Origin of the sequence: Cetobacterium sp. 2G large (assembly GCF_014250655.1) — a bacterium.
GTDB classification, from domain to species: Bacteria; Fusobacteriota; Fusobacteriia; order Fusobacteriales; family Fusobacteriaceae; genus Cetobacterium_A; species Cetobacterium_A somerae.
In genome coordinates this window covers 14065-35093 of sequence record NZ_JACHTH010000001.1, presented here as the reverse complement: position 1 = coordinate 35093, position 21029 = coordinate 14065, and the positions used below count along the sequence as shown (strand labels likewise).

The following is a 21029-nucleotide window of genomic DNA, read 5'->3' as shown; positions in this document are numbered from 1 at the left end:
TGCTCTTTTTAAAATAATTCATCAATTATAGGAAGCATAGCGGCACCTAGGCAAATCCCCTTCTCTTGTAAATTTGAAAATTCGATTGTATTTTTTCCTCTAAAAAAAATATTATTACTATAAATTTTTTCTAATAATTCACTTTTAAAATTTTCTTTATATTTTGATAATTTTCCTGAAATAATTATTTTTTCAGGATTATATAAAAATATAATATTTTTAATCCCAATAGCTAAGTATTCGATATATTCATTAAAGAGATTAGAATAGTTTTCATTTATCAAATAATCATTTTTAAATATATCTTTTATTTTAGTGATATTGTTATCTAAGTTATTAAATTTTTCTAAAAGGGCAATTTCAGAGGCATATTTTCCCCAGCAACCTCTATTTCCACACTCACATAAAATCCCTTGAAAGTTTATATTCATGTGGTTAATTCTTGAAGCTTTGAACGAAAAATTTCCATAATCATCTTCTTCAGTAAAAGTGGACATATTCAAAATATCTCCAATATTTAAAACAATAAAATTTGGGAATTCTTTTCCTAAACCTAAAAATTTTTCACTTATAGCACATAAATTTGCCTCATTATCAATTAAAATTTTTTTATTATATTTTTGGGATAAATTTTGAATTTTATTCAAAGGAATTCTTAATGAAGATGTTATTTCAATTATATTATTTTCTTTGTCAACAATTCCAGGAACAGAAATTCCAATTCCAATAAGTTTTTTTTCAACTTGTTCATTTATTTCCAATAAAAATTCTTCTAAAATTTCATCTATTTTTTCTATTAGATTATTTTTTAAAAAATTTTCTTTAATAATAGTTTCTTTTATGATATCTCCTCTTTCATTTCCGAGAACTATTTTCAATTCTTTTAAATGTACAGAAATTCCAATACTATAAACAAAATTATTTTCCAGAGAATAATTTTGAGCTTTTCGTCCTGCTCCTGTTCCTACTTTTAAATCTTCCTTTATAATATTATCTTTTAAAAATTTATTTATAATTGTTTTTATGGTAGGAAAACTTATATTTAAATCATTAGATATATCTGCAATTGAAAGATTTTCTCTTTTTTGATATATATAATGAAAAACTTTTTTTTCATTATTTTCTTTTATTTTTTTTTGATACATAATATCCTCCGAGTACATTTTTAAAATCGATTTATCAATTATATGAATTTATTAATTATTTATATACCTTTTAAAAATTTCAAAGTCAATAATATATTTTTTTTAGAAATATATCTTCTCTCTTCTTTTTTTAAAACTTCTATTATAGTGATAGTTATATTTTTTATAAATAAAACATATTTAATTTTTATATTGTATTTTTTGAAAAAATAGAGGTATTAACAATAGCAGAAAGCAATCAAATTTTTTTATATAATTATTAAAGTCATTTTAAAAATATAAACTGTGGAGGTTTTAAATTATGTTAAATCAAGAGATTTTCAATGCTATGACTATTAAGTTAACTGCCTATGATATTCCTTTAGAAGTACCTAAATTTGATCCTAAAATTAGAAGAGCTCCTAAAAGAGTTGTACATTTAGAAAAAGATGAAATTGCATTAGCGTTAAAAAATGCTTTAAGATATATTCCAGAAGAGTTTCATGAAATGTTAGCTCCTGAATTTTTAGAAGAGCTTCATACTCATGGTAGAATATATGGGTATAGATTTAGACCTACAGGAAATATTCATGGAAAACCAATATTTGAATATGAAGGAAAATGTACTGATGCTAAAGCAATTCAAGTTATGATAGATAATAATTTAGATTTTGACATAGCTCTTTATCCATATGAGCTTGTCACTTATGGTGAAACAGGACAAGTTTGTCAAAACTGGATGCAATATAGATTAATTAAAAAATATCTTGAAAATATAACAATGGATCAAACTTTAGTTGTAGCTTCTGGACATCCAACAGGGTTATTTAAATCTCATCCTTCAGCACCTAGGGTTATAATAACTAATGGACTTATGATTGGAGCTTTTGATGATTATGATAACTGGGCAAGAGGTGCCGCTCTTGGAGTAGCTAACTATGGTCAGATGACTGCAGGAGGATGGATGTATATCGGTCCTCAAGGAATAGTTCATGGTACATATTCTACAATTTTAAACGCTGGAAGACTTTTCTGTGGAGTTCCTGCTGATGGAGATTTAGCAGGTAAACTATTTGTAACATCAGGGCTAGGAGGAATGAGTGGCGCTCAAGGAAAAGCTACAGTTATAGCTAAAGGAGTTTCTATAATTGCAGAAGTTGATTTATCTAGGATTCAAACTAGATTAGAACAGGGTTGGATAAATAAATTTGTTTCAACTCCTAAAGAAGCTTTTGATTTAGCTAAAGAAAAAATGGATTCAAAAACTCCATATGCTATAGCTTATTTAGGAAACATAGTAGACTTATTAGAATATGCAGATGAAAATAACGTTCATATAGATTTATTATCTGATCAAACATCTTGTCATGCTGTTTACGATGGTGGATATTGTCCAGTTGGAATAACATTTGAAGAAAGAACAAGATTACTAGCAGAAGATAGAGAAACTTTTAGAAAGTTAGTTGATGAAACATTAAAAAGACACTATAATGTAATAAAAAATTTAACTAATAAAGGTGTTTATTTCTTTGATTATGGAAATAGTTTCCTAAAATCTATCTACGATATTGGAGTTAAAGAGATATCAAAAAATGGAAGAGATGATAAAGGTGGATTTATATTCCCATCATATGTTGAAGATATTTTAGGCCCAGAACTATTTGATTATGGATATGGACCATTTAGATGGGTTTGTCTATCAGGAAAAAAAGAGGATCTTTTAAAAACTGATGCAGCAGCTCTTGAATTAGTTAATCCAAACAGAAGATATCAAGATAGAGATAACTACATGTGGATTAAAGATGCAGATGAAAATGGACTTGTTGTAGGAACACAAGCTAGAATATTCTATCAAGATGCTATGAGTAGAACTCAAATAGCTTTAAAATTTAATGATATGGTTAGAAAAGGTGAGATAGGACCAGTTATGTTAGGACGTGATCATCATGATGTTTCAGGAACAGATTCACCATTTAGAGAAACATCAAATATAAAAGATGGAAGTAACATTATGGCTGATATGGCAACACAATGTTTTGCTGGAAATGCAGCTAGAGGAATGACTATGATAGCTCTACATAATGGTGGAGGAGTAGGAATAGGTAAATCAATTAATGGTGGATTTGGAATGGTTTTAGATGGAAGTAGAAGAGTAGATGATATTTTATCTCAAGCGATGCCATGGGATGTAATGGGAGGAGTTGCAAGAAGAGCTTGGGCAAGAAACCCACACTCTATTGAAACTGTTATAGAGTTTAATAAAAATAATGAAGGAACAGACCATATAACTTTACCATATATTGTAAATGAAAGCTTAATCGAAAAATTAGTAAAATAAAAAATTAAATTTAAAATTAGGAGAAGATAAAATATGTACTGGAGTGGAAGAATAGATGGCGATGAATTAGATGTTCTTCGTATACATCAAGTTGTTAATGTTATGGATTTAGATGAGTTACTTAAAATTGATTTGAAAGAGAAAAAAGTTTGTTTTGTGAGTTTTAATTCTGATGAGGGAGTTAGAAGAAATTCAGGAAGATTAGGAGCAAAAGATGGATGGATTCATGTAAAAAAGGCTTTATCAGGATTCCCAATTTTTAGAGAAGATTTAAAGTTTTATGATTTAAAGGATCCTATAGAAGTTGTAAATCATGACTTGGAATCAGCTCATACAAAGATGGCTAAAATAGTATCTTCTTTAAAAGAAAGAGGTTTTCTTGTCGTAGTTCTTGGAGGAGGTCATGATATAGCTTTTGCAAATTATTCTGGAATTTTAGACTATGCTTTAAAAAAAGAAGATAGTCCAAAGATTGGAATAATAAATTTCGATGCTCATTTTGATATGAGAGAGTATATAAATGGTAGAAATTCTGGAACTATGTTTTTACAAATAGCTGATATTTGTGAAGAAAAAAAATTGAATTTTGACTACAATGTTTTCGGTATTCAGAAATTTTCAAATACTAAAAGACTTTTTGATAGAGCAGATAAGCTAGGAGTTAAATATTATTTTGCTGAAGAGATTAGAACTATTCCAAGCGACGATCTTTATTCAATTTTAAAAAGAAATGATTATATACATTTAACTTTATGTACAGATGTATTTCATATAACTTCAGCTCCGGGAGTAAGTGCACCACAAACTTTTGGTGTTAATCCAAGAAATGCTTTACCTCTTTTAAAAACAATTGCAAGATATTCAAAAAACTTAACAATAGATGTAGCTGAAATTAATCCAACGTTTGATTATGATGATAGAACATCTAGGTTAATGGCAAACATAATATACGAATTAATTCTTTGTCATTTTGAATAAAATACTAAAAAAATCTCTCCAAATATAATATATTTTGGAGGTTGAAGATGGATTTAAAGCAATTAAAATTTGTAAAAATAAACCCAGCAGGAAATATAACATTACTTTATGATATAAGAAATATAAATAAAGATGATATTCAGAAAATTTCAAAAATTTCTATGGGAAATTTAAATTTGTATGCAGAACAAGTTGGGTTTATTAATGATACACACCTTCAAATGATGGGAGGAGAGTTTTGTGGAAATGCTTGTCGATCATTTGCAGCTTATTTAGCATTTTGTGATATAAATTTCCAAAGAGAAAAAAATTATAAAATAACTTGTTCAGGTGAAGATTTAGAGTTAAATATAGATGTTAGATCTTCAAAAATAGCTAATGTATTTTTCTCCAAAATTAAAATGCCAAAAAATATTTCTATCCAAACAGTAAAGTTAGAGTTACAGAAAAGTGAGATTATAGAAATATGTGAAGTTATTTTCCAAGGAATAGTTCATTTTATAATAGAATTAAATACAGATAAGAAAGTTATAAATAGAATTAGAGATTATTGTGAAAAGAAAAAATATTCGGCTTTTGGAGTGATGTTTTTTAATTATAAAACTATGCATATGAAACCATATGTAGAAGTTCAAGGATTTAACGGAGTTTGGGAAAATAGCTGTGGGTCAGGAACAACTGCAGTTGGATATTATTTAAAAAAATATAAAAATATAGATTTTGCAAAAATTATTCAACCAGGAGGTTGGTTAGAAGTTTCTTATGAAAATAATGAAGTTTTTATAGATGGTCCTGTTGAAATAGTTGCTGAAGGTACTTCTTATATAAATATATAAAAACTAGAGAGGAGAAAACTCCTCTCTAGTTTTTATTTTGAAATTTTATTTAAAAAATTTATTATGATATTAATAACTTTAGGTTGACACCAATGAAAATCACCATGTCCAGCTCCTTTTATAAGGTATCTTTCAGCTTGAATATTATTTTCAATTAAAGATTGATATAATAGATCACTTTGACTAGGTGACACAAGCATATCTACAGTTCCATGCATTAATAAAAATGGTGGTGTTTTACTTGAGATATATGTTATTGGATTAGCTTTCTTAGCTTTTTCAAAATCAGCATTGACAGATCCGCCCTCTTTAAAAACAGAAACACCATTTAAAAATATAGCTTCTGGAGAAGATGGAGAGTTATGAGTTTTTTGAATAATACTAGAAAAATCAGCTGCTATTTTTGTTAAGTCTGAAATTCCATATAAATCAACGACGCCATTTATTAAACTATTTTCATTTAGATAATCACCTTTATCAAAATCTATAGAACCATTAGTTGTTCCAGTAATTGCAGCTAAATATCCTCCAGCAGACTCTCCCATTACAATAACTTTATTTTTATCAATATTAAATTGTTCAGCATGAGCTTTTAAATATCTTATGGCAGATTTTATATCTATTAGTGAATCAGGAAATTTACCTATTGGAAGAACTCTGTATTCTACACTAGCTACAACAAATCCACTTTCGGCTATAGTAACTTTTTGTTGAATGTAATTAGCTTTAGGCGAACGCATAAAACCACCACCAGGAATATAAATAACCAAAGGTAATTTTTTATTTTCTATTTCAGGTTTTAAAATATCTAATTTTAAATTTGTTATACCAAAGTATGGATCATAAGGTTGAGAGTATGAAATATCTGTATAAACTGTAATTTTTGGTTTTACAGTTTCAATTTCAATTAATTGACTTTCTGTTTTCATAATGTCCTCCTAAATATTTAAAGTTATATTAAGTAATATATTTAGAAAATTATAAATTCCTTTAAATTATTGACAAGATATCTAATGGTTGATTCAGAATGAAATCAGTTGTCATTTCAGAAATATCGATTGCTCCCCAAGAGGCTAGAGCAAATTTCATACCAGCTTTTTTACTAGCTATCTCATCAGCTATGGTATCACCAACATATATAATATTTTCTGGATTTAAATTTAAAAGCTTTGCTCCTAAAAGTAATGGTTCAGGATTAGGTTTATGAAGAATGGTATCTTCTGCAAGAACAGCACAGTCAATATATTTATCTAGTTTTGTAGGAATAAAATCAATTTCATATTGTTTTTTCATTTTAGAACTAGCTATTCCTATTTTAATTCCTTTCTTATATAAAATTTTAAAAACCTCATTAAATCCATCATATAAAACTGCACCTTCTTCAAATTCATTAACATATTTAACCCATTTATCATAAGAGGCTTCAATATTACTAAAGCCAAGCATCTTAATAGTTTGTTTGCCAGGATATGCACAATATTTGATAAGATTATCATAAGAAATTTCTTTTCCAAGTTCTTCTAAAATTAACTTTTGTAGTGGAATGATATTCATTTTTTGAGTATTCAAAATAGTTCCATCTAAATCAAAAAGAATGCCTTTAATAGTATTTTTCATGTAAACTCCTTTTTATTATTTTTTCTGAATTAATAGTAACATTCTCTAAAAAAAATTGGAATATATTTTTAATAAAAATAATTTTGTATTGACATTTGAGGCTCAATATAATAATATCATAAGAACAAAAATTTTAAAGGAGAGTGACTATATGAAGCTTGAAATGAAAAAATCTAACTTAAATGATGGAGTTGATGTTTACAAATTTCTTTGTGATTTAGGAATAGGAGAAAATGGATTTCATATGACCCCTCCAAGTGATGAAATAGAATTCAAAGAGTTATTAAAAAAATTTTTAAAAGATTCAGAGGAAATTCAGCCAATAGGGCGAGTAATGCAAGAAATATATTGGATGTATATTGATAATGAAATTGTAGGAATATTAAAATTAAGACCTCAATTGAATGGAAATTTATTAATAAATGGTGGAAATATGGGTATTAGTATTTCTCCAAAATTTAGAGGGAATGGATATGGTAAATTAATTATAAAAAAAGGAGTAGAGCTTCTGAAAGAAAAAGGTGTTTATAAAGTTTTAATAACAATTTATGAAAATAATATACCTTCTAGAAAAGCTGTAGAGAGTAATGGAGGAATATTGTATGATATTAATGAAGGCCTTTGTAGGTATTGGATAGATAATACAGTAGATATAGATAAGGAACAACTATAATTAAATGTTTGGAGGACGAGTTTTGAAAATTAATATTAAACGAATTATGAGCGACTTAGAAATTTTAAACACATTTAACACTACTCCCAAAAATGGCTGTAGTAGATATTCTTTTACTATTGAAGATACAAGAGCAAAGGAATACTTGATGGGTGAAATGAAAGCTATTGGTATGGAAGTGCGACACGTTTCGTAATGAAAAGTTACGACATGTTAAAAGTAGCTTAGGAATAAGGGAAATAACAGAGAACTATATTTTCGAGAAGTAGAATGAAGGAGTAACGCCCTGAAATGCTTCCTCTGATACTCCGATATGCGATTAGGTTCTAACTAAACTTAATGGTGTAAAGCTCGGTAAAGTCGGTTGAGAGTTATCCCTAACATGTAAAGATGAGGAAATGCGAACCAGAGGTGGTCGAGGTAATGATAGATCGGGAGTCAAATTTATAAGGTAAGAATGCACGAAGGTGCTGACAAAGTTTTGAATGTACGGCTCTAAAACTGAATACAACAGAAATGTTGTAACCGCAAAAATGTGGTGTAAGTGGCGATTAGTAAAAATTTCCGTTATGAAACTCGCTATACTGTTAAAGGCAGTATCTAGCTTACAGGGCTACAGAAACTACCTAAGTAGATTTAATGATAGAAAGTATGGAACGTGGAAAGCAAGACACAACAAGAACCTAGTTAGAGGGTTGGTGAATATAAGTTAAGGATTTAACGAAATTTCTTTAGTCTTGTGAGAGTAGGGGCACAGTACGGATGAAACCATGATAATAAGTGGTGGACGGATAGCCCCAAGTCAATAATTTTAAAATTGTTTTAATTTAGAATTAATAGATGAATGGTCGTAAACCAAGAAAATAAAGTTTCCTAATTCTTAGGAAGAGGGAGGCGTACAATCTATGAGTTTAATAGACTGCATAATTGAAGAATCAAATATTTACCAAGCGATTCACACGCTAAAAAGCAACAAAGGAAGTAAAACTCCTGGAGTGAATGGCGAAACCATAAGCGATATATTAAAAATTGAAGATGAAATAGTAAAACGAATTAAATACGATTTAAAGGGCAGATACACACCTGGAATGGTAAAAAGAGTAGAGATTCCAAAAGAAGATGGAGAGTTTAGACCGCTAGGAATACCTAATATCTATGATAGATTAGTACAGCTATGTTTTAAACAGGTATTGGAACCAGTAGTTGAGAAAAGTTTCCATAAAAACTCCTTTGGATTTAGACCAAGACGTAGTACGGAACATGCGATAGCAACTTGTTATCACATGGTCAATATAGCGAAACTACATTTTGTTGTAGATATTGATATAAAAGGATTCTTCGATAATATAAATCATAAAAAGTTGATAAAACAACTTCAGCGATTTAAATCTATTGATAAGAAAACCTTATCAATAATAAAACGTATGTTGAAAGTAGAAACTGTATTACAAAACAAAGATATTATTCAATCTGAGAAGGGAACTCCCCAAGGAGGAATACTTTCGCCATTATTAGCCAACATAGTCTTAAATGAACTTGACTGGTGGATATATAAACAATGGTTAGGATTAAAAACCAAAAGAGAATATTCCACTCTTGGAAATAAAGAAAGAGCTCTTAGAGATACAAACTTAACAGAAGTTAGAATTGTTAGATACGCAGATGACTTTAAACTCTTTTGTAGAGATAGAGGTTCTGCGGAAAAGATGTTCAAACTTGTTAAAGTATTCTTGAAAGATAGATTGAAACTAGAGATTTCTGAAAAGAAATCCAAAATAGTAAATCTAAGAAAAGAGTTTAGTATCTTTCTAGGAATAAAATTCAAAGCTGTTAAGAATAGAAAGAGATTAACTGTAAGGTCATATGTATCTGACAAAGCAAGAAAAGCTATCTTAAACTTAATCAGACAAGAGATAAAAGAACTTCAAAAAAGACGAACAGCCCTGCAAGTCTTAAAATTTAATTCAGTAATACTAGGAATCCAAAACTATTATCGCATAGCAACAATGGTAAATATGGATTTTAGAAAAATTGGCTATATAGTTAATAAATCCTTAATAAACAGAATAGGGAAACCTTCTGGGAAAAAGGATAATAAATACAAACTCCGCTATAAAGGGTACAACTTTCAAGTATGGAATGTAGCAGAAACCACAATCTTCACGCTACAAGCTATAAAGTTTAAAATACCTAAACTATTTTCAGCGAAAAAGAAAATACAGAAAGAAGAAAAACAAATTGAGATAATTGAAATCGAAGACCCTCAAATAAGGGCAATTTTGAGATTTCAAAAAAACTCAACTTGTGAAGTAACAGGAAAATATATCGCAGGAAATGACAACTTTTATGTTCATAGGCTAGTTCCAAAAGAACATGGAGGAAGTGATGACCTTGAAAATTTAATGTTGCTAGATTCTTCATTCAAAACCTTACTGAAAAGTGAAAATAGAGAGGATTACTATAAAGACAATGAGAACTATGCAAAAATATTAAAAACACTTTCTAAATATAAATAAAATTTAAAATTATGATGGAACGCCGTGTGCGGTGAAAGTCGCATGCACGGTGTGGAGCAGGGGAAAAGGTAGAGATAATCTCAAAGCCTTACCTATTGCTATGTGCGACACGTTTCGTAATGAAAAGTTACGACATGTTAAAAGTAGCTTAGGAATAAGGGAAATAACAGAGAACTATATTTTCGAGAAGTAGAATGAAGGAGTAACGCCCTGAAATGCTTCCTCTGATACTCCGATATGCGATTAGGTTCTAACTAAACTTAATGGTGTAAAGCTCGGTAAAGTCGGTTGAGAGTTATCCCTAACATGTAAAGATGAGGAAATGCGAACCAGAGGTGGTCGAGGTAATGATAGATCGGGAGTCAAATTTATAAGGTAAGAATGCACGAAGGTGCTGACAAAGTTTTGAATGTACGGCTCTAAAACTGAATACAACAGAAATGTTGTAACCGCAAAAATGTGGTGTAAGTGGCGATTAGTAAAAATTTCCGTTATGAAACTCGCTATACTGTTAAAGGCAGTATCTAGCTTACAGGGCTACAGAAACTACCTAAGTAGATTTAATGATAGAAAGTATGGAACGTGGAAAGCAAGACACAACAAGAACCTAGTTAGAGGGTTGGTGAATATAAGTTAAGGATTTAACGAAATTTCTTTAGTCTTGTGAGAGTAGGGGCACAGTACGGATGAAACCATGATAATAAGTGGTGGACGGATAGCCCCAAGTCAATAATTTTAAAATTGTTTTAATTTAGAATTAATAGATGAATGGTCGTAAACCAAGAAAATAAAGTTTCCTAATTCTTAGGAAGAGGGAGGCGTACAATCTATGAGTTTAATAGACTGCATAATTGAAGAATCAAATATTTACCAAGCGATTCACACGCTAAAAAGCAACAAAGGAAGTAAAACTCCTGGAGTGAATGGCGAAACCATAAGCGATATATTAAAAATTGAAGATGAAATAGTAAAACGAATTAAATACGATTTAAAGGGCAGATACACACCTGGAATGGTAAAAAGAGTAGAGATTCCAAAAGAAGATGGAGAGTTTAGACCGCTAGGAATACCTAATATCTATGATAGATTAGTACAGCTATGTTTTAAACAGGTATTGGAACCAGTAGTTGAGAAAAGTTTCCATAAAAACTCCTTTGGATTTAGACCAAGACGTAGTACGGAACATGCGATAGCAACTTGTTATCACATGGTCAATATAGCGAAACTACATTTTGTTGTAGATATTGATATAAAAGGATTCTTCGATAATATAAATCATAAAAAGTTGATAAAACAACTTCAGCGATTTAAATCTATTGATAAGAAAACCTTATCAATAATAAAACGTATGTTGAAAGTAGAAACTGTATTACAAAACAAAGATATTATTCAATCTGAGAAGGGAACTCCCCAAGGAGGAATACTTTCGCCATTATTAGCCAACATAGTCTTAAATGAACTTGACTGGTGGATATATAAACAATGGTTAGGATTAAAAACCAAAAGAGAATATTCCACTCTTGGAAATAAAGAAAGAGCTCTTAGAGATACAAACTTAACAGAAGTTAGAATTGTTAGATACGCAGATGACTTTAAACTCTTTTGTAGAGATAGAGGTTCTGCGGAAAAGATGTTCAAACTTGTTAAAGTATTCTTGAAAGATAGATTGAAACTAGAGATTTCTGAAAAGAAATCCAAAATAGTAAATCTAAGAAAAGAGTTTAGTATCTTTCTAGGAATAAAATTCAAAGCTGTTAAGAATAGAAAGAGATTAACTGTAAGGTCATATGTATCTGACAAAGCAAGAAAAGCTATCTTAAACTTAATCAGACAAGAGATAAAAGAACTTCAAAAAAGACGAACAGCCCTGCAAGTCTTAAAATTTAATTCAGTAATACTAGGAATCCAAAACTATTATCGCATAGCAACAATGGTAAATATGGATTTTAGAAAAATTGGCTATATAGTTAATAAATCCTTAATAAACAGAATAGGGAAACCTTCTGGGAAAAAGGATAATAAATACAAACTCCGCTATAAAGGGTACAACTTTCAAGTATGGAATGTAGCAGAAACCACAATCTTCACGCTACAAGCTATAAAGTTTAAAATACCTAAACTATTTTCAGCGAAAAAGAAAATACAGAAAGAAGAAAAACAAATTGAGATAATTGAAATCGAAGACCCTCAAATAAGGGCAATTTTGAGATTTCAAAAAAACTCAACTTGTGAAGTAACAGGAAAATATATCGCAGGAAATGACAACTTTTATGTTCATAGGCTAGTTCCAAAAGAACATGGAGGAAGTGATGACCTTGAAAATTTAATGTTGCTAGATTCTTCATTCAAAACCTTACTGAAAAGTGAAAATAGAGAGGATTACTATAAAGACAATGAGAACTATGCAAAAATATTAAAAACACTTTCTAAATATAAATAAAATTTAAAATTATGATGGAACGCCGTGTGCGGTGAAAGTCGCATGCACGGTGTGGAGCAGGGGAAAAGGTAGAGATAATCTCAAAGCCTTACCTATTGCTATGTTTGGTTTGATGGTATTGGAAACTTACATGGGCTTTTAAAAGGAAGTGGAGATAATAAAAAGATTGTTTTAAGTGGTTCACATATAGATACTGTTGCAAATGGAGGAAAATATGATGGGAACCTCGGAGTAATTGGTGCTCTTGAAGTTGCTAGAATACTTTCTAAGAGTGAAGCTAAAATTTATAATGATTATCAAGTTTCAATTTTTGTTGAAGAAGAAGGACCTCATTTTGGTACTAATTTAATAGGAAGCAAAGCTTTTTGCAAAAATTTTTCTACAGCTCATAGCAAGAAAATTAAAGATTCAGATGGAAATTCAATGTATGAAGTTATGAAAACAGCAGGATATAATCCAGAGGATATAGATAAGATCTCATTTGATTCTAATAAGTTTAAAGCTATGATTGAACTTCATATAGAACAAGGGAGAGTATTAGATTTAGAAAATAAATCCCTTGGAATAGTTAAAGGTATTGTTGGATTAAAATGGTTTAAGATAATAATAAAAGGTGAATCTAATCATGCAGGAGCTACACCTATGAAGTATAGATTAGATCCTGTAGCAGAAGGATGTAAGTTAATTTCAGAGATACCAAATATTGTAAAATCTATGGATGATAGTTCAATAGTAGCAACTGTTGGAAAAATAAATATATTTCCGAACCAAACTAATATAATTGCTAAATTTATAGAGTTCACAATAGATTTAAGAGGAATTGATGAGGAAAATTTATTAACTGTAATAGATGTAATAGGTAGCCAATTAGATGAACTAAAAGAAAAAGGTTTCTATTGTGAAATTGAACAAATAGCTGAAGCAAGGGGAGTAAAGTCTAGTTTAGATATTTTAGATATAATAGAAAATACTATAAAAATAAGAAAATATAATTATACAAAGCTTTATAGCGGGGCTAATCATGATACAAGTATTTTAGGACAGCATATCCCATCAGCGATGATATTTGTACCTAGTATAGATGGCAGAAGTCATTGTAAAGAAGAATTAACTAAGGAAAAAGATGTAGAAGCGGGATGTCAAATATTATGCGATACAATTGTTGAGTTATTAAAAAAATAAAAATACACGGAATATTCCGTGTATTTTTATTTTAACTTAAAAAATCTAAAGTATATTGAGTATATAAGGCTGTACCAATTTCTAGAGAATCTTCATCTATTGCAAATTTTTCATGATGATGAGGATAATTTGCATCTTTAGATGGGTTTCCAGCTCCAACAAAAGCTAAAACTCCGGGTACCTTCTCTAAGAAATAGCAAAAATCTTCTCCACCAGTAATTTTTTCCATTTTTATAATTCCATCTCTTCCAAGAATAGTTTCAACAGATTTTAAAGCTATCTTTGAGCAATTTTCATCATTTATACAAGGTGCAGTTCCATATGTATAATTAACTTGACCAGAAGCTCTATACGTATCACAAGTTCCCTTTGTAACTCTTTCTAATATTGATTTAAAATTATTTCTAATTTCAGGATTAAAAGCACGAGTTGTTCCTTTTAAAATAGCTTGATTTGCAATAACATTAAATCTTGTTCCAGAATGAAAAGAACCGACAGTTACAACACTAGATTCTAACGGACTAATCTCTCTACTTACAATTGATTGTAAATTCATAATTAAAGCTGAACCAACAACAACGGCATCAATAGTTTGATGTGGGAGCGATCCATGCCCACCTTTACCGTTTACAACAATTTCAAATATATCTGCTGATGCCATTCTAGGACCAGCTTCTACAGAAACTTTACCACAAGGAAGATCACTCCATAAATGAATTGCAAAACATCCATCTGCATTATCAATAGGTTCCTCTTCAAGCATTTTTAAAGCTCCTTGTGCAATTTCTTCTGCAGGTTGGAAAAAAAGTCTAACTTCACCAGCTAAAGTATCTTTTATTTCATTTAATACTTTAGCTGCTCCTAAAAGCATTGCAGAATGTCCATCATGACCACATGCATGCATCATGCCAATATTTGTAGAACAATACTCTACACCAGTGCATTCTTGAACTTGTAGGGCATCCATATCTGCTCTTAAAATAATTTTTTTACCTTTTTTATCTTTATTTATAAATCCAACTACGCCAGTACCTGCAATTACTTTAAATGGAATCCCCATTTTTGTTAATTCTTCTTGAATTCTCTTAGATGTTCTAAATTCTTGAAAACTTGGTTCAGGATATTTATGAAACTCCCTTCTCATGTTAATAATATAATTTTTATTTTGTTCTACAAGTTTTTTAATCATTTTTTATCCTCCTTATAGTAATTTTACAAATATTCCAGCTATAATAACAGAAACAATAGTTACAGAAACAAAGCCTCCAACTAACATTTTTGGTAACATAGCATCAATTAAAAACTGTTTTTCCTCTTCTGTTTCTCCTAGAGATTTAGCTGCTTCAACTGTTAAAGCATAATTTGCAGGAAATCCATATAAGGCATTTAAAGATATGGCACAAGACATTGGAGAAGATTCTTTTAAAATTTTACCAACTATAAATGAAAATATTAACATTCCAACAACACCAAATCCAATAATACCTATGAAAGGAATCAAAAGAGTTTGAAGCATTTCAGGAGTGGCTTTAGATAATCCGCCAAATATAAAAGCCATTAGACCGGTCATATAAAATCCAAAAGTTCCAGATACATTTAAAGGTTTTCTTTCAATAAAGCCACTTTCAGCACCAATTACTCCAGCAAATAAACAGATAACATATCTAGAAACAACTTCGTTAATAGCTTCTGTAAATAAAATTGCACCTCCAACTAAAAGAGCTAATTTTAAAAGAACAATATAAGTTGTTTGATATTCTTTTGGTAGAGGCGGAATCAATCGCTTAGTTTCCTCTTCTTCAATCTCTTTTTTATCAAGATTAATAGCTTCTCCTTTTCTAAATTTTTTCAAAAGACTTGTTCCTTCTAATCTTAGAACAAAAGCAGTTAAAGGATAACCTATAAATCCTTGCATAACATACATAACAACAGCTAAAACAGCAAGTTCAGGTAATCCTTTAGCAGTTGCAGCCTCAGACATAATAATTGAGGCAACCACCCCTCCACTAAGGGGTGGAGTTGCAATAACTAACATTTCCCAAGGAAAAAATAGTTTTCCTAAAACTAAAGTTCCAAAACAAATTCCCAATATTCCAAAAATAGCTATTGAAAATGACTTCCATTGTCTAATAAGTTCTTTTAAGCTTAACATAGTTCCTAAATGTGTAACAAGAAAAAGCATAGAACTTATAATAATTGGAGTTACGAATCCAGCTATTTCAAGAATATTTTCTGGAAATATTGTCCAATAACCAATTAAAAAAACAATAGCAGTAATAAAAACGGATGGAACAATAGCTTTAGTTTTTATAGAAATTATTTCACCAATAGCTAGAGCTCCCAAAACACAAATAATCGCTGTAATTAAATTCATAAAAAATCCCCTCCAAATAGTACCAAATAAAAAATATTATTGTTATAAATTTTTGTTATTATACACTGATATTATTAATTAAATAAAATATAAAAAATATATACTTATAGTATATTTCAAATAAAAAATATATTATTAAATTTTAAGATGTATTCAAAATAAAAGGAAGGTAAGTATTTTCAACGAATAGATAAAGAAAAGTATGTCTTTTTATTTTAAAATTTTTTAAGCTTCGGAGGTAGATATGAAAAAAAAATTAAAGTTATTTTCATTAATAACAATATTTTTTATTATTTTTAGAAATGGATTTGCAAGTGAAAAAATATATTCTCAAGGAAATAGTAAAATTAAAAAGATAGCTTTAACTTTTGATGATGGACCGAATGATACTTCTCTTCCAAAAGTTTTAGATTTATTAAAAGAAGAAAAGATAAAAGCATCCTTTTTTTTCATAGGAAAAAATATTTCAGATAGAAAATTAGAAGTTGAAAGAGTTCATAAGGAAGGTCATTTAGTTTTAAATCATAGTTATACACATTCAAATTTTGATAAGGCATCTCAAGAACTTATAATATCTGAAATAGAAAAAACAAATAAAACAATAGATGATATTATAGGTGTGACTCCAAAGTTATATAGACCACCATATGGTATAATTACAGAAAATGTAAAAATAGCTGTTAAAAATCTAGATATGAATATAGTTCTTTGGAATGTAGATGGAGAGGATTGGAATACAAAGAGATCATTAGATTACGTAGTAAATACTCAAGAAAAAGAAACAAAAAATGGAAGTATTATTCTTATGCATACACAACCAGATAAAGATACATCATATGAAGCTTTGAAAAAATTAATTCCATATTATAGAAGTAAAGGATATGAATTTGTGAAACTTGATGAATTGTTAAATATAGAGCCGTATAAAAGTTTAAAATAAAAAAGGATAAAATTCTAAATGAATTTTATCCTTTTTTTTATTGCATACTTGAAGTCATTAAAAATGTCATTGAAAGAAACCAAATAATCATACCAATAACTATCATAACCAAAGAAGCAATTAAAAAATTTTTTAAATTTTGATTAGTTTTATCAGAAACTAGCCATTTAATCCACATAATTATATTTACAATAGGAATCATCATAATTATTTGAATTATAATCCAATCTTTGACAGTCAACACTTTTTCGTTATCTTTTATATCCATTTTGAAGAGAGATATTTTGACAAATATTCTCTCACTCACCTCCATAATATATAGTTTATATTAAGATTATACAGTTAAACATAGCTATTTCCTTTAAGTTTAGAAAAAAATAAGCATCAAGACAAAATCTTGATGCTTGACTTTATAATTAGTTAGCAACTGTTTCAACTATTTCTTCAGTTGATACAATTTCAGAGTTTGGAATTATAACATCTCCACTTGTTTCTTCATTTACATCTGCTGCAACAGATTGTTCAATAGCTTCAATAGCACTATTAGTAGGAACTTTTTCAATAACAGTAGTCTGTTCAACTATAACTTCTTGTATAGAAACTTCTTCTTTTTCTTTTCCACACGCTGCAACAATTGTTAGTATTGCTAAAGATAATAAAATTTTTTTCATTTAGAACTCCTTTTGTTGTTAAATTTACGATATATTCTACAACTATTTTAAGAAATTGTATATTTGAAATTTTAGATCAAAAGTTTTGGTATAATTTTTCAACTTTATAATCTGTTCAATTGTTTACAATCATAACAAATAAAAATTAGTTTGATTTTTTATGGAACAAAAGTTATACTACTAATAGTAAGATTAAAAAATTGGACATAAAAGTTTAATCAAAATAATTAGGGGGATACAAAATGTTAGATGGACTACAATCTATTTTTAATACATTGTCAACTGGGGTTGTCGTATTAAATAATAAAGCTGAAGTTAAATTTTTAAATAAGTATATGATGAGTATAATGAAAAAAAAGCATTTAAAAAATCAACAATTAGGGGAACTTTTTGGAAATTTATTTACTTGTATTCATACAGAAGATAGTAATCAAAGATGTGGGGAAACCGAAAATTGTCCTGAATGTCCATTAAGAAAATCTTTAGGAGAAGTCTCTAAAGCTTCTCAAATTGTTGTTTTTGAAAAGGAATTCTACTTATCAGAAGAGCAACAGAAATTAAAAAAATTTTTTGGAATCAGTATGAAACCTGTAGTTGATTCAGACGAAGGTGAGGTATTAATTGAAGTATTTCCAATAAAGCATGATAAAGTTAGTGAATTTTATTTATATTATCAAAATATAGATGAAGTAAATAAAAAAGTATATAGAGATGTTTTAACAGGTTTGTATAATAGAAATTTTTATGAAGAAAAAATATCTAAAATTTATAATAATATGGAGCATCTTAGTGTAATTTTGCTAGATATAGATAATTTCAAAAGTTTAAATGATACAAAAGGTCATATTGAAGGTGATAAAATACTAAAAGCTCTTTCTAAAATAATAAAAGAAACTATTCATTCCGAAAGTTATGCAATAAGAATGGGTGGAGATGAGTTTTTAATTTTAGTAAAAAAAACAAAAGAAGAAGCATTAAATTTAGCTAAAATAATTTTATCAGAATTTGAGACTTTTAATAAAAGTGTAAGTATAGGAGTTGCTGAAAAAAAGATAGAACTAAAAACAATAAATGATTTATATAAAAAAGCAGATATGGCTCTATATACAGCTAAAAAAAATGGTAAAGGAACAATAGTGACAAATTATTAATTAATTTATATTATTTTCTTCAAAATAATGTTATAATAACAGATACACAAAAAATATTATAAATGGAGAAAATATGAAATTTAAAGAATTTAATTTTAAAACAGAAATAATGGCACAAATTGATGCTGTTGGATATAAAGAACCTACCCCAATTCAAGCACAAGCTATCCCAGTAATCTTAGAAGGAAGCGATATTCTTGGATTAGCTAAAACAGGAACAGGAAAAACTGCAGCATTTGTTCTTCCTATTTTAGAAAAAATAGCAACAACAAAAGGAAAAGGAAAAGGTGTAAGAGCTTTGATTATTGCTCCTACTAGAGAACTTGCAGAACAAATTAATAATACTGTTTTACAATTAGGAAAGCAGATTGGGATAAAAAGTTTAGCTGTTTATGGTGGAACATCAGTTAAAAAACAAGTAGACGTTTTAAAGACTGGAGTAGATATTGTTGTAGGGTGTCCTGGAAGAATTCTAGATCATATTAATCAAGGAAATTTAGGATTAACAAGACTTGAATTTTTAGTATTAGATGAAGCTGATCATATGTTAGATATGGGATTTTTAAAAGATATTGAAAAAATTGTAAAACATACTCCTAAAAAGAAGCAAACTCTTTTCTTCTCAGCAACAATGCCAAAAGAAATTAAAACTTTAGCATTTAAAGTTTTAGAAAAGGGACATAAAACAATTGAAGTAGAATACAAAGATCCTGTTAAATTAATTGAGCATGAATTATATCATATAGATCACGATGATAAAAAATCAAAACTTATAGAATTACTTGATGATTCGAGTATAGAATCTGTTATTGTTTTTACAAATGGAAAACACAAAGCTAGACATCTTAGTAAAACATTAGAAGTTAAAGGATTAAAAGCTGTAAATTTTCAAGGTAATTTATCACAAAATCAAAGAGATGCTGCTTTATCTGGTTTTAGAGAAGGAAAATATAATATACTTGTAGCTACTGATATTGCTGCTAGAGGCTTAGATATACCTCAAGTTACTCATGTTATAAACTTTGATTTACCTAAAACGGCTGAAGCATTTACTCATAGAAGTGGAAGAACAGGAAGAGCTAATAAAAATGGTATAGTAATTTCTTTTTCATCATTAGATGATAAAAAGATTTTAACAGAAATTTTAAAATTAAATAAGATAGAATTTGCTAAAGTTCATGGAAATGAGAAAGATTTATCTAAAAAGCCTATAAAAAAATATAATGAAAAACCTACTAATCCTCAAAATAAACCTAAATCTAATAGATTTAAGAAATCTTCAAATAAACAACAAAGCGCAAAAAAATCTTAAAAAAAAATCTTTCTATTTATTTAGAAAGATTTTTTTTTACAAATCATCTCGTATTATATGTATAATACGAGATGATTTGTAATGAATTTACTAAAGTTTTTTAATAAATTATAAAATATACATAAAAAAAGAGATTTTAATTAACTAAATACGAGATTATACAGATAAAAAAAGGAATCCAGTAGATTAAATTCATAGGATTCACTTTATTATTCCTTAAAATTATTTTCAAAAAATAATTATTTATTGTAATTTGTAATTTATAGTAAAAATCGACTATATACTTAATATTAATACAGAACCCATAGTTAAATATACTCCACTTGAAATATAAGTCATATATTTTTGGAAATTCCCTTTTATATTTTTTATAAAATGAGAAACAAAACTAGCCAAACAAATAAACCAGATAATTTCAACGATTAAATAAGCACTTCCTAATAATATTGCCTCTTTGGCATAATTATTAGTATTTACTACAAATTGTGGAATAAAAGTTACAAAGAAAAGTAAAATTTTAGGGTTTGCTAAATTAGTTATAACTCCTCTTATATAACAATCATTTTTTATAGGTTCTAATGAATTCGAATTATTAGTTTTTCTATTTTTTATAGTTATTATTCCAATATAAACTAAATAAAGTCCTCCAATAATTTTTATAATACTGAGCATGTTAGGAAATACATATAAAATTGAAGATAATCCAATTGCTGCAATAATATTATAAATCATTCCGCCAGTCATTATTCCTAAAGCTGATAAAATACCTTCTTTTCTTCCTAAAGAAGCTGAATTATTTAAAACATAGATTGTTGCAATTCCTGGTGTTGCTGCAATAATTAAAGATGAAAATAAAAAACTTAGTAGCATATTTTAG

At 28.5% G+C, this 21029-nt stretch carries 18 protein-coding genes and 1 pseudogene; 11 read left to right on the top strand and 8 right to left on the bottom strand.

The features are described from left to right. Nucleotides 1-8 precede the first annotated feature (8 nt). Nucleotides 9-1145 carry an ROK family protein gene (locus H5J23_RS00175; protein ID WP_040406015.1) on the bottom strand — a complete coding sequence of 379 codons (1137 nt, stop codon included), beginning with the start codon at nt 1143-1145 and terminating at the stop codon, nt 9-11. Nucleotides 1146-1446: 301 nt separating this feature from the next. Here H5J23_RS00175 and H5J23_RS00170 point away from each other — a divergent pair, with 301 nt between their 5' ends. From H5J23_RS00170 to H5J23_RS00160, 3 genes are read left to right on the top strand one after another with little or no spacing between them, the layout of a single operon-like run. Continuing rightward, nucleotides 1447-3462, top strand: coding sequence for a urocanate hydratase (locus tag H5J23_RS00170; protein ID WP_221892768.1), 2016 nt, complete (start codon nt 1447-1449; stop codon nt 3460-3462). Between the two features lie 33 nt (nt 3463-3495). Beyond that, nucleotides 3496-4440 (top strand): formimidoylglutamase, encoded by a 945-nt coding sequence (gene hutG / locus H5J23_RS00165; RefSeq protein WP_185890234.1) that lies wholly within the window; start codon nt 3496-3498, stop codon nt 4438-4440. Between the two features lie 47 nt (nt 4441-4487). Then, nucleotides 4488-5276 carry a diaminopimelate epimerase gene (locus H5J23_RS00160; RefSeq protein ID WP_185890232.1) on the top strand — a complete coding sequence of 263 codons (789 nt, stop codon included), beginning with the start codon at nt 4488-4490 and terminating at the stop codon, nt 5274-5276. Between the two features lie 32 nt (nt 5277-5308). Here H5J23_RS00160 and H5J23_RS00155 read toward each other — a convergent pair whose 3' ends face one another. Together H5J23_RS00155 and H5J23_RS00150 are read right to left on the bottom strand one after the other, a co-directional pair. Further along, nucleotides 5309-6205, bottom strand: a complete 897-nt coding sequence (locus H5J23_RS00155) for an alpha/beta hydrolase (RefSeq protein WP_185890229.1) — start codon at nt 6203-6205, stop codon at nt 5309-5311. A gap of 61 nt (nt 6206-6266) precedes the next feature. Beyond that, entirely contained in the window at nt 6267-6893 is a 627-nt protein-coding gene (locus tag H5J23_RS00150; protein ID WP_185890227.1) for an HAD family hydrolase, read from the bottom strand. A 151-nt stretch (nt 6894-7044) separates the two neighbouring features. Between H5J23_RS00150 and H5J23_RS00145 the strand changes: the two genes are divergently transcribed. From H5J23_RS00145 to H5J23_RS00125, 5 genes and pseudogenes are all read left to right on the top strand, one after another. Continuing rightward, on the top strand, nt 7045-7566 hold the full coding sequence (locus H5J23_RS00145) for a GNAT family N-acetyltransferase (protein WP_040406683.1): 522 nt from the start codon (nt 7045-7047) through the stop codon (nt 7564-7566). 22 nt (nt 7567-7588) lie between these two features. Next, nucleotides 7589-7762: a hypothetical protein gene (locus H5J23_RS00140; RefSeq protein ID WP_185890225.1), complete on the top strand. Its 174-nt coding sequence runs from the start codon at nt 7589-7591 to the stop codon at nt 7760-7762. A gap of 709 nt (nt 7763-8471) precedes the next feature. After that, nucleotides 8472-10082: a group II intron reverse transcriptase/maturase gene (gene ltrA, locus H5J23_RS00135; RefSeq protein ID WP_185890222.1), complete on the top strand. Its 1611-nt coding sequence runs from the start codon at nt 8472-8474 to the stop codon at nt 10080-10082. Between the two features lie 829 nt (nt 10083-10911). Beyond that, complete coding sequence (ltrA, locus tag H5J23_RS00130; RefSeq protein ID WP_185890222.1) at nt 10912-12522, top strand: group II intron reverse transcriptase/maturase; 1611 nt, start codon at nt 10912-10914, stop codon at nt 12520-12522. 108 nt (nt 12523-12630) lie between these two features. Further along, nucleotides 12631-13704 (top strand): annotated as a pseudogene (locus H5J23_RS00125) (hydantoinase/carbamoylase family amidase); the annotation flags it as partial. A gap of 31 nt (nt 13705-13735) precedes the next feature. Here the strand turns inward: H5J23_RS00125 and H5J23_RS00120 are convergent. Both H5J23_RS00120 and H5J23_RS00115 read right to left on the bottom strand, forming a co-directional pair. Beyond that, nucleotides 13736-14893 (bottom strand): M20 family metallopeptidase, encoded by a 1158-nt coding sequence (locus H5J23_RS00120; protein ID WP_185890220.1) that lies wholly within the window; start codon nt 14891-14893, stop codon nt 13736-13738. A gap of 12 nt (nt 14894-14905) precedes the next feature. After that, on the bottom strand, nt 14906-16078 hold the full coding sequence (locus tag H5J23_RS00115) for a hypothetical protein (protein WP_185890218.1): 1173 nt from the start codon (nt 16076-16078) through the stop codon (nt 14906-14908). A gap of 244 nt (nt 16079-16322) precedes the next feature. Here H5J23_RS00115 and H5J23_RS00110 point away from each other — a divergent pair, with 244 nt between their 5' ends. Continuing rightward, on the top strand, nt 16323-17018 hold the full coding sequence (locus tag H5J23_RS00110; RefSeq protein ID WP_185890216.1) for a polysaccharide deacetylase family protein: 696 nt from the start codon (nt 16323-16325) through the stop codon (nt 17016-17018). A 37-nt stretch (nt 17019-17055) separates the two neighbouring features. Here the strand turns inward: H5J23_RS00110 and H5J23_RS00105 are convergent, their stop codons facing one another. Together H5J23_RS00105 and H5J23_RS00100 are read right to left on the bottom strand one after the other, a co-directional pair. Further along, nucleotides 17056-17262 carry a hypothetical protein gene (locus H5J23_RS00105; protein ID WP_185890215.1) on the bottom strand — a complete coding sequence of 69 codons (207 nt, stop codon included), beginning with the start codon at nt 17260-17262 and terminating at the stop codon, nt 17056-17058. Between the two features lie 172 nt (nt 17263-17434). Further along, the gene (locus H5J23_RS00100; RefSeq protein ID WP_185890212.1) at nt 17435-17689 is read right to left on the bottom strand and encodes a hypothetical protein; all 255 of its coding nucleotides are present in this window, start codon (nt 17687-17689) and stop codon (nt 17435-17437) included. 242 nt (nt 17690-17931) lie between these two features. Between H5J23_RS00100 and H5J23_RS00095 the strand changes: the two genes are divergently transcribed. Continuing rightward, nucleotides 17932-18840 (top strand): GGDEF domain-containing protein, encoded by a 909-nt coding sequence (locus H5J23_RS00095; protein WP_023050195.1) that lies wholly within the window; start codon nt 17932-17934, stop codon nt 18838-18840. 73 nt (nt 18841-18913) lie between these two features. After that, nucleotides 18914-20152, top strand: a complete 1239-nt coding sequence (locus H5J23_RS00090) for a DEAD/DEAH box helicase (RefSeq protein WP_023050196.1) — start codon at nt 18914-18916, stop codon at nt 20150-20152. Between the two features lie 276 nt (nt 20153-20428). Here H5J23_RS00090 and H5J23_RS00085 read toward each other — a convergent pair whose 3' ends face one another. Further along, complete coding sequence (locus H5J23_RS00085; RefSeq protein ID WP_023050883.1) at nt 20429-21022, bottom strand: LysE family translocator; 594 nt, start codon at nt 21020-21022, stop codon at nt 20429-20431. Nucleotides 21023-21029: the final 7 nt, after the last annotated feature.

Bases quoted from the DNA above. Each gene is read 5' to 3' on its own strand.
- H5J23_RS00110 (WP_185890216.1), top strand. From the start codon at position 16,323: ATGAAAAAAAAATTAAAGTTATTTTCATTAATAACAATATTTTTTATT.
- H5J23_RS00160 (WP_185890232.1), top strand. From the start codon at position 4,488: ATGGATTTAAAGCAATTAAAATTTGTAAAAATAAACCCAGCAGGAAAT.
- H5J23_RS00175 (WP_040406015.1), bottom strand. From the start codon at position 1,145: ATGTATCAAAAAAAAATAAAAGAAAATAATGAAAAAAAAGTTTTTCAT.
- H5J23_RS00155 (WP_185890229.1), bottom strand. From the start codon at position 6,205: ATGAAAACAGAAAGTCAATTAATTGAAATTGAAACTGTAAAACCAAAA.
- ltrA (WP_185890222.1), top strand. From the start codon at position 8,472: ATGAGTTTAATAGACTGCATAATTGAAGAATCAAATATTTACCAAGCG.
- H5J23_RS00145 (WP_040406683.1), top strand. From the start codon at position 7,045: ATGAAGCTTGAAATGAAAAAATCTAACTTAAATGATGGAGTTGATGTT.
- H5J23_RS00090 (WP_023050196.1), top strand. From the start codon at position 18,914: ATGAAATTTAAAGAATTTAATTTTAAAACAGAAATAATGGCACAAATT.
- H5J23_RS00085 (WP_023050883.1), bottom strand. From the start codon at position 21,022: ATGCTACTAAGTTTTTTATTTTCATCTTTAATTATTGCAGCAACACCA.
- H5J23_RS00100 (WP_185890212.1), bottom strand. From the start codon at position 17,689: ATGAAAAAAATTTTATTATCTTTAGCAATACTAACAATTGTTGCAGCG.
- H5J23_RS00095 (WP_023050195.1), top strand. From the start codon at position 17,932: ATGTTAGATGGACTACAATCTATTTTTAATACATTGTCAACTGGGGTT.
- H5J23_RS00170 (WP_221892768.1), top strand. From the start codon at position 1,447: ATGTTAAATCAAGAGATTTTCAATGCTATGACTATTAAGTTAACTGCC.
- H5J23_RS00150 (WP_185890227.1), bottom strand. From the start codon at position 6,893: ATGAAAAATACTATTAAAGGCATTCTTTTTGATTTAGATGGAACTATT.
- hutG (WP_185890234.1), top strand. From the start codon at position 3,496: ATGTACTGGAGTGGAAGAATAGATGGCGATGAATTAGATGTTCTTCGT.
- H5J23_RS00115 (WP_185890218.1), bottom strand. From the start codon at position 16,078: ATGAATTTAATTACAGCGATTATTTGTGTTTTGGGAGCTCTAGCTATT.
- H5J23_RS00120 (WP_185890220.1), bottom strand. From the start codon at position 14,893: ATGATTAAAAAACTTGTAGAACAAAATAAAAATTATATTATTAACATG.
- ltrA (WP_185890222.1), top strand. From the start codon at position 10,912: ATGAGTTTAATAGACTGCATAATTGAAGAATCAAATATTTACCAAGCG.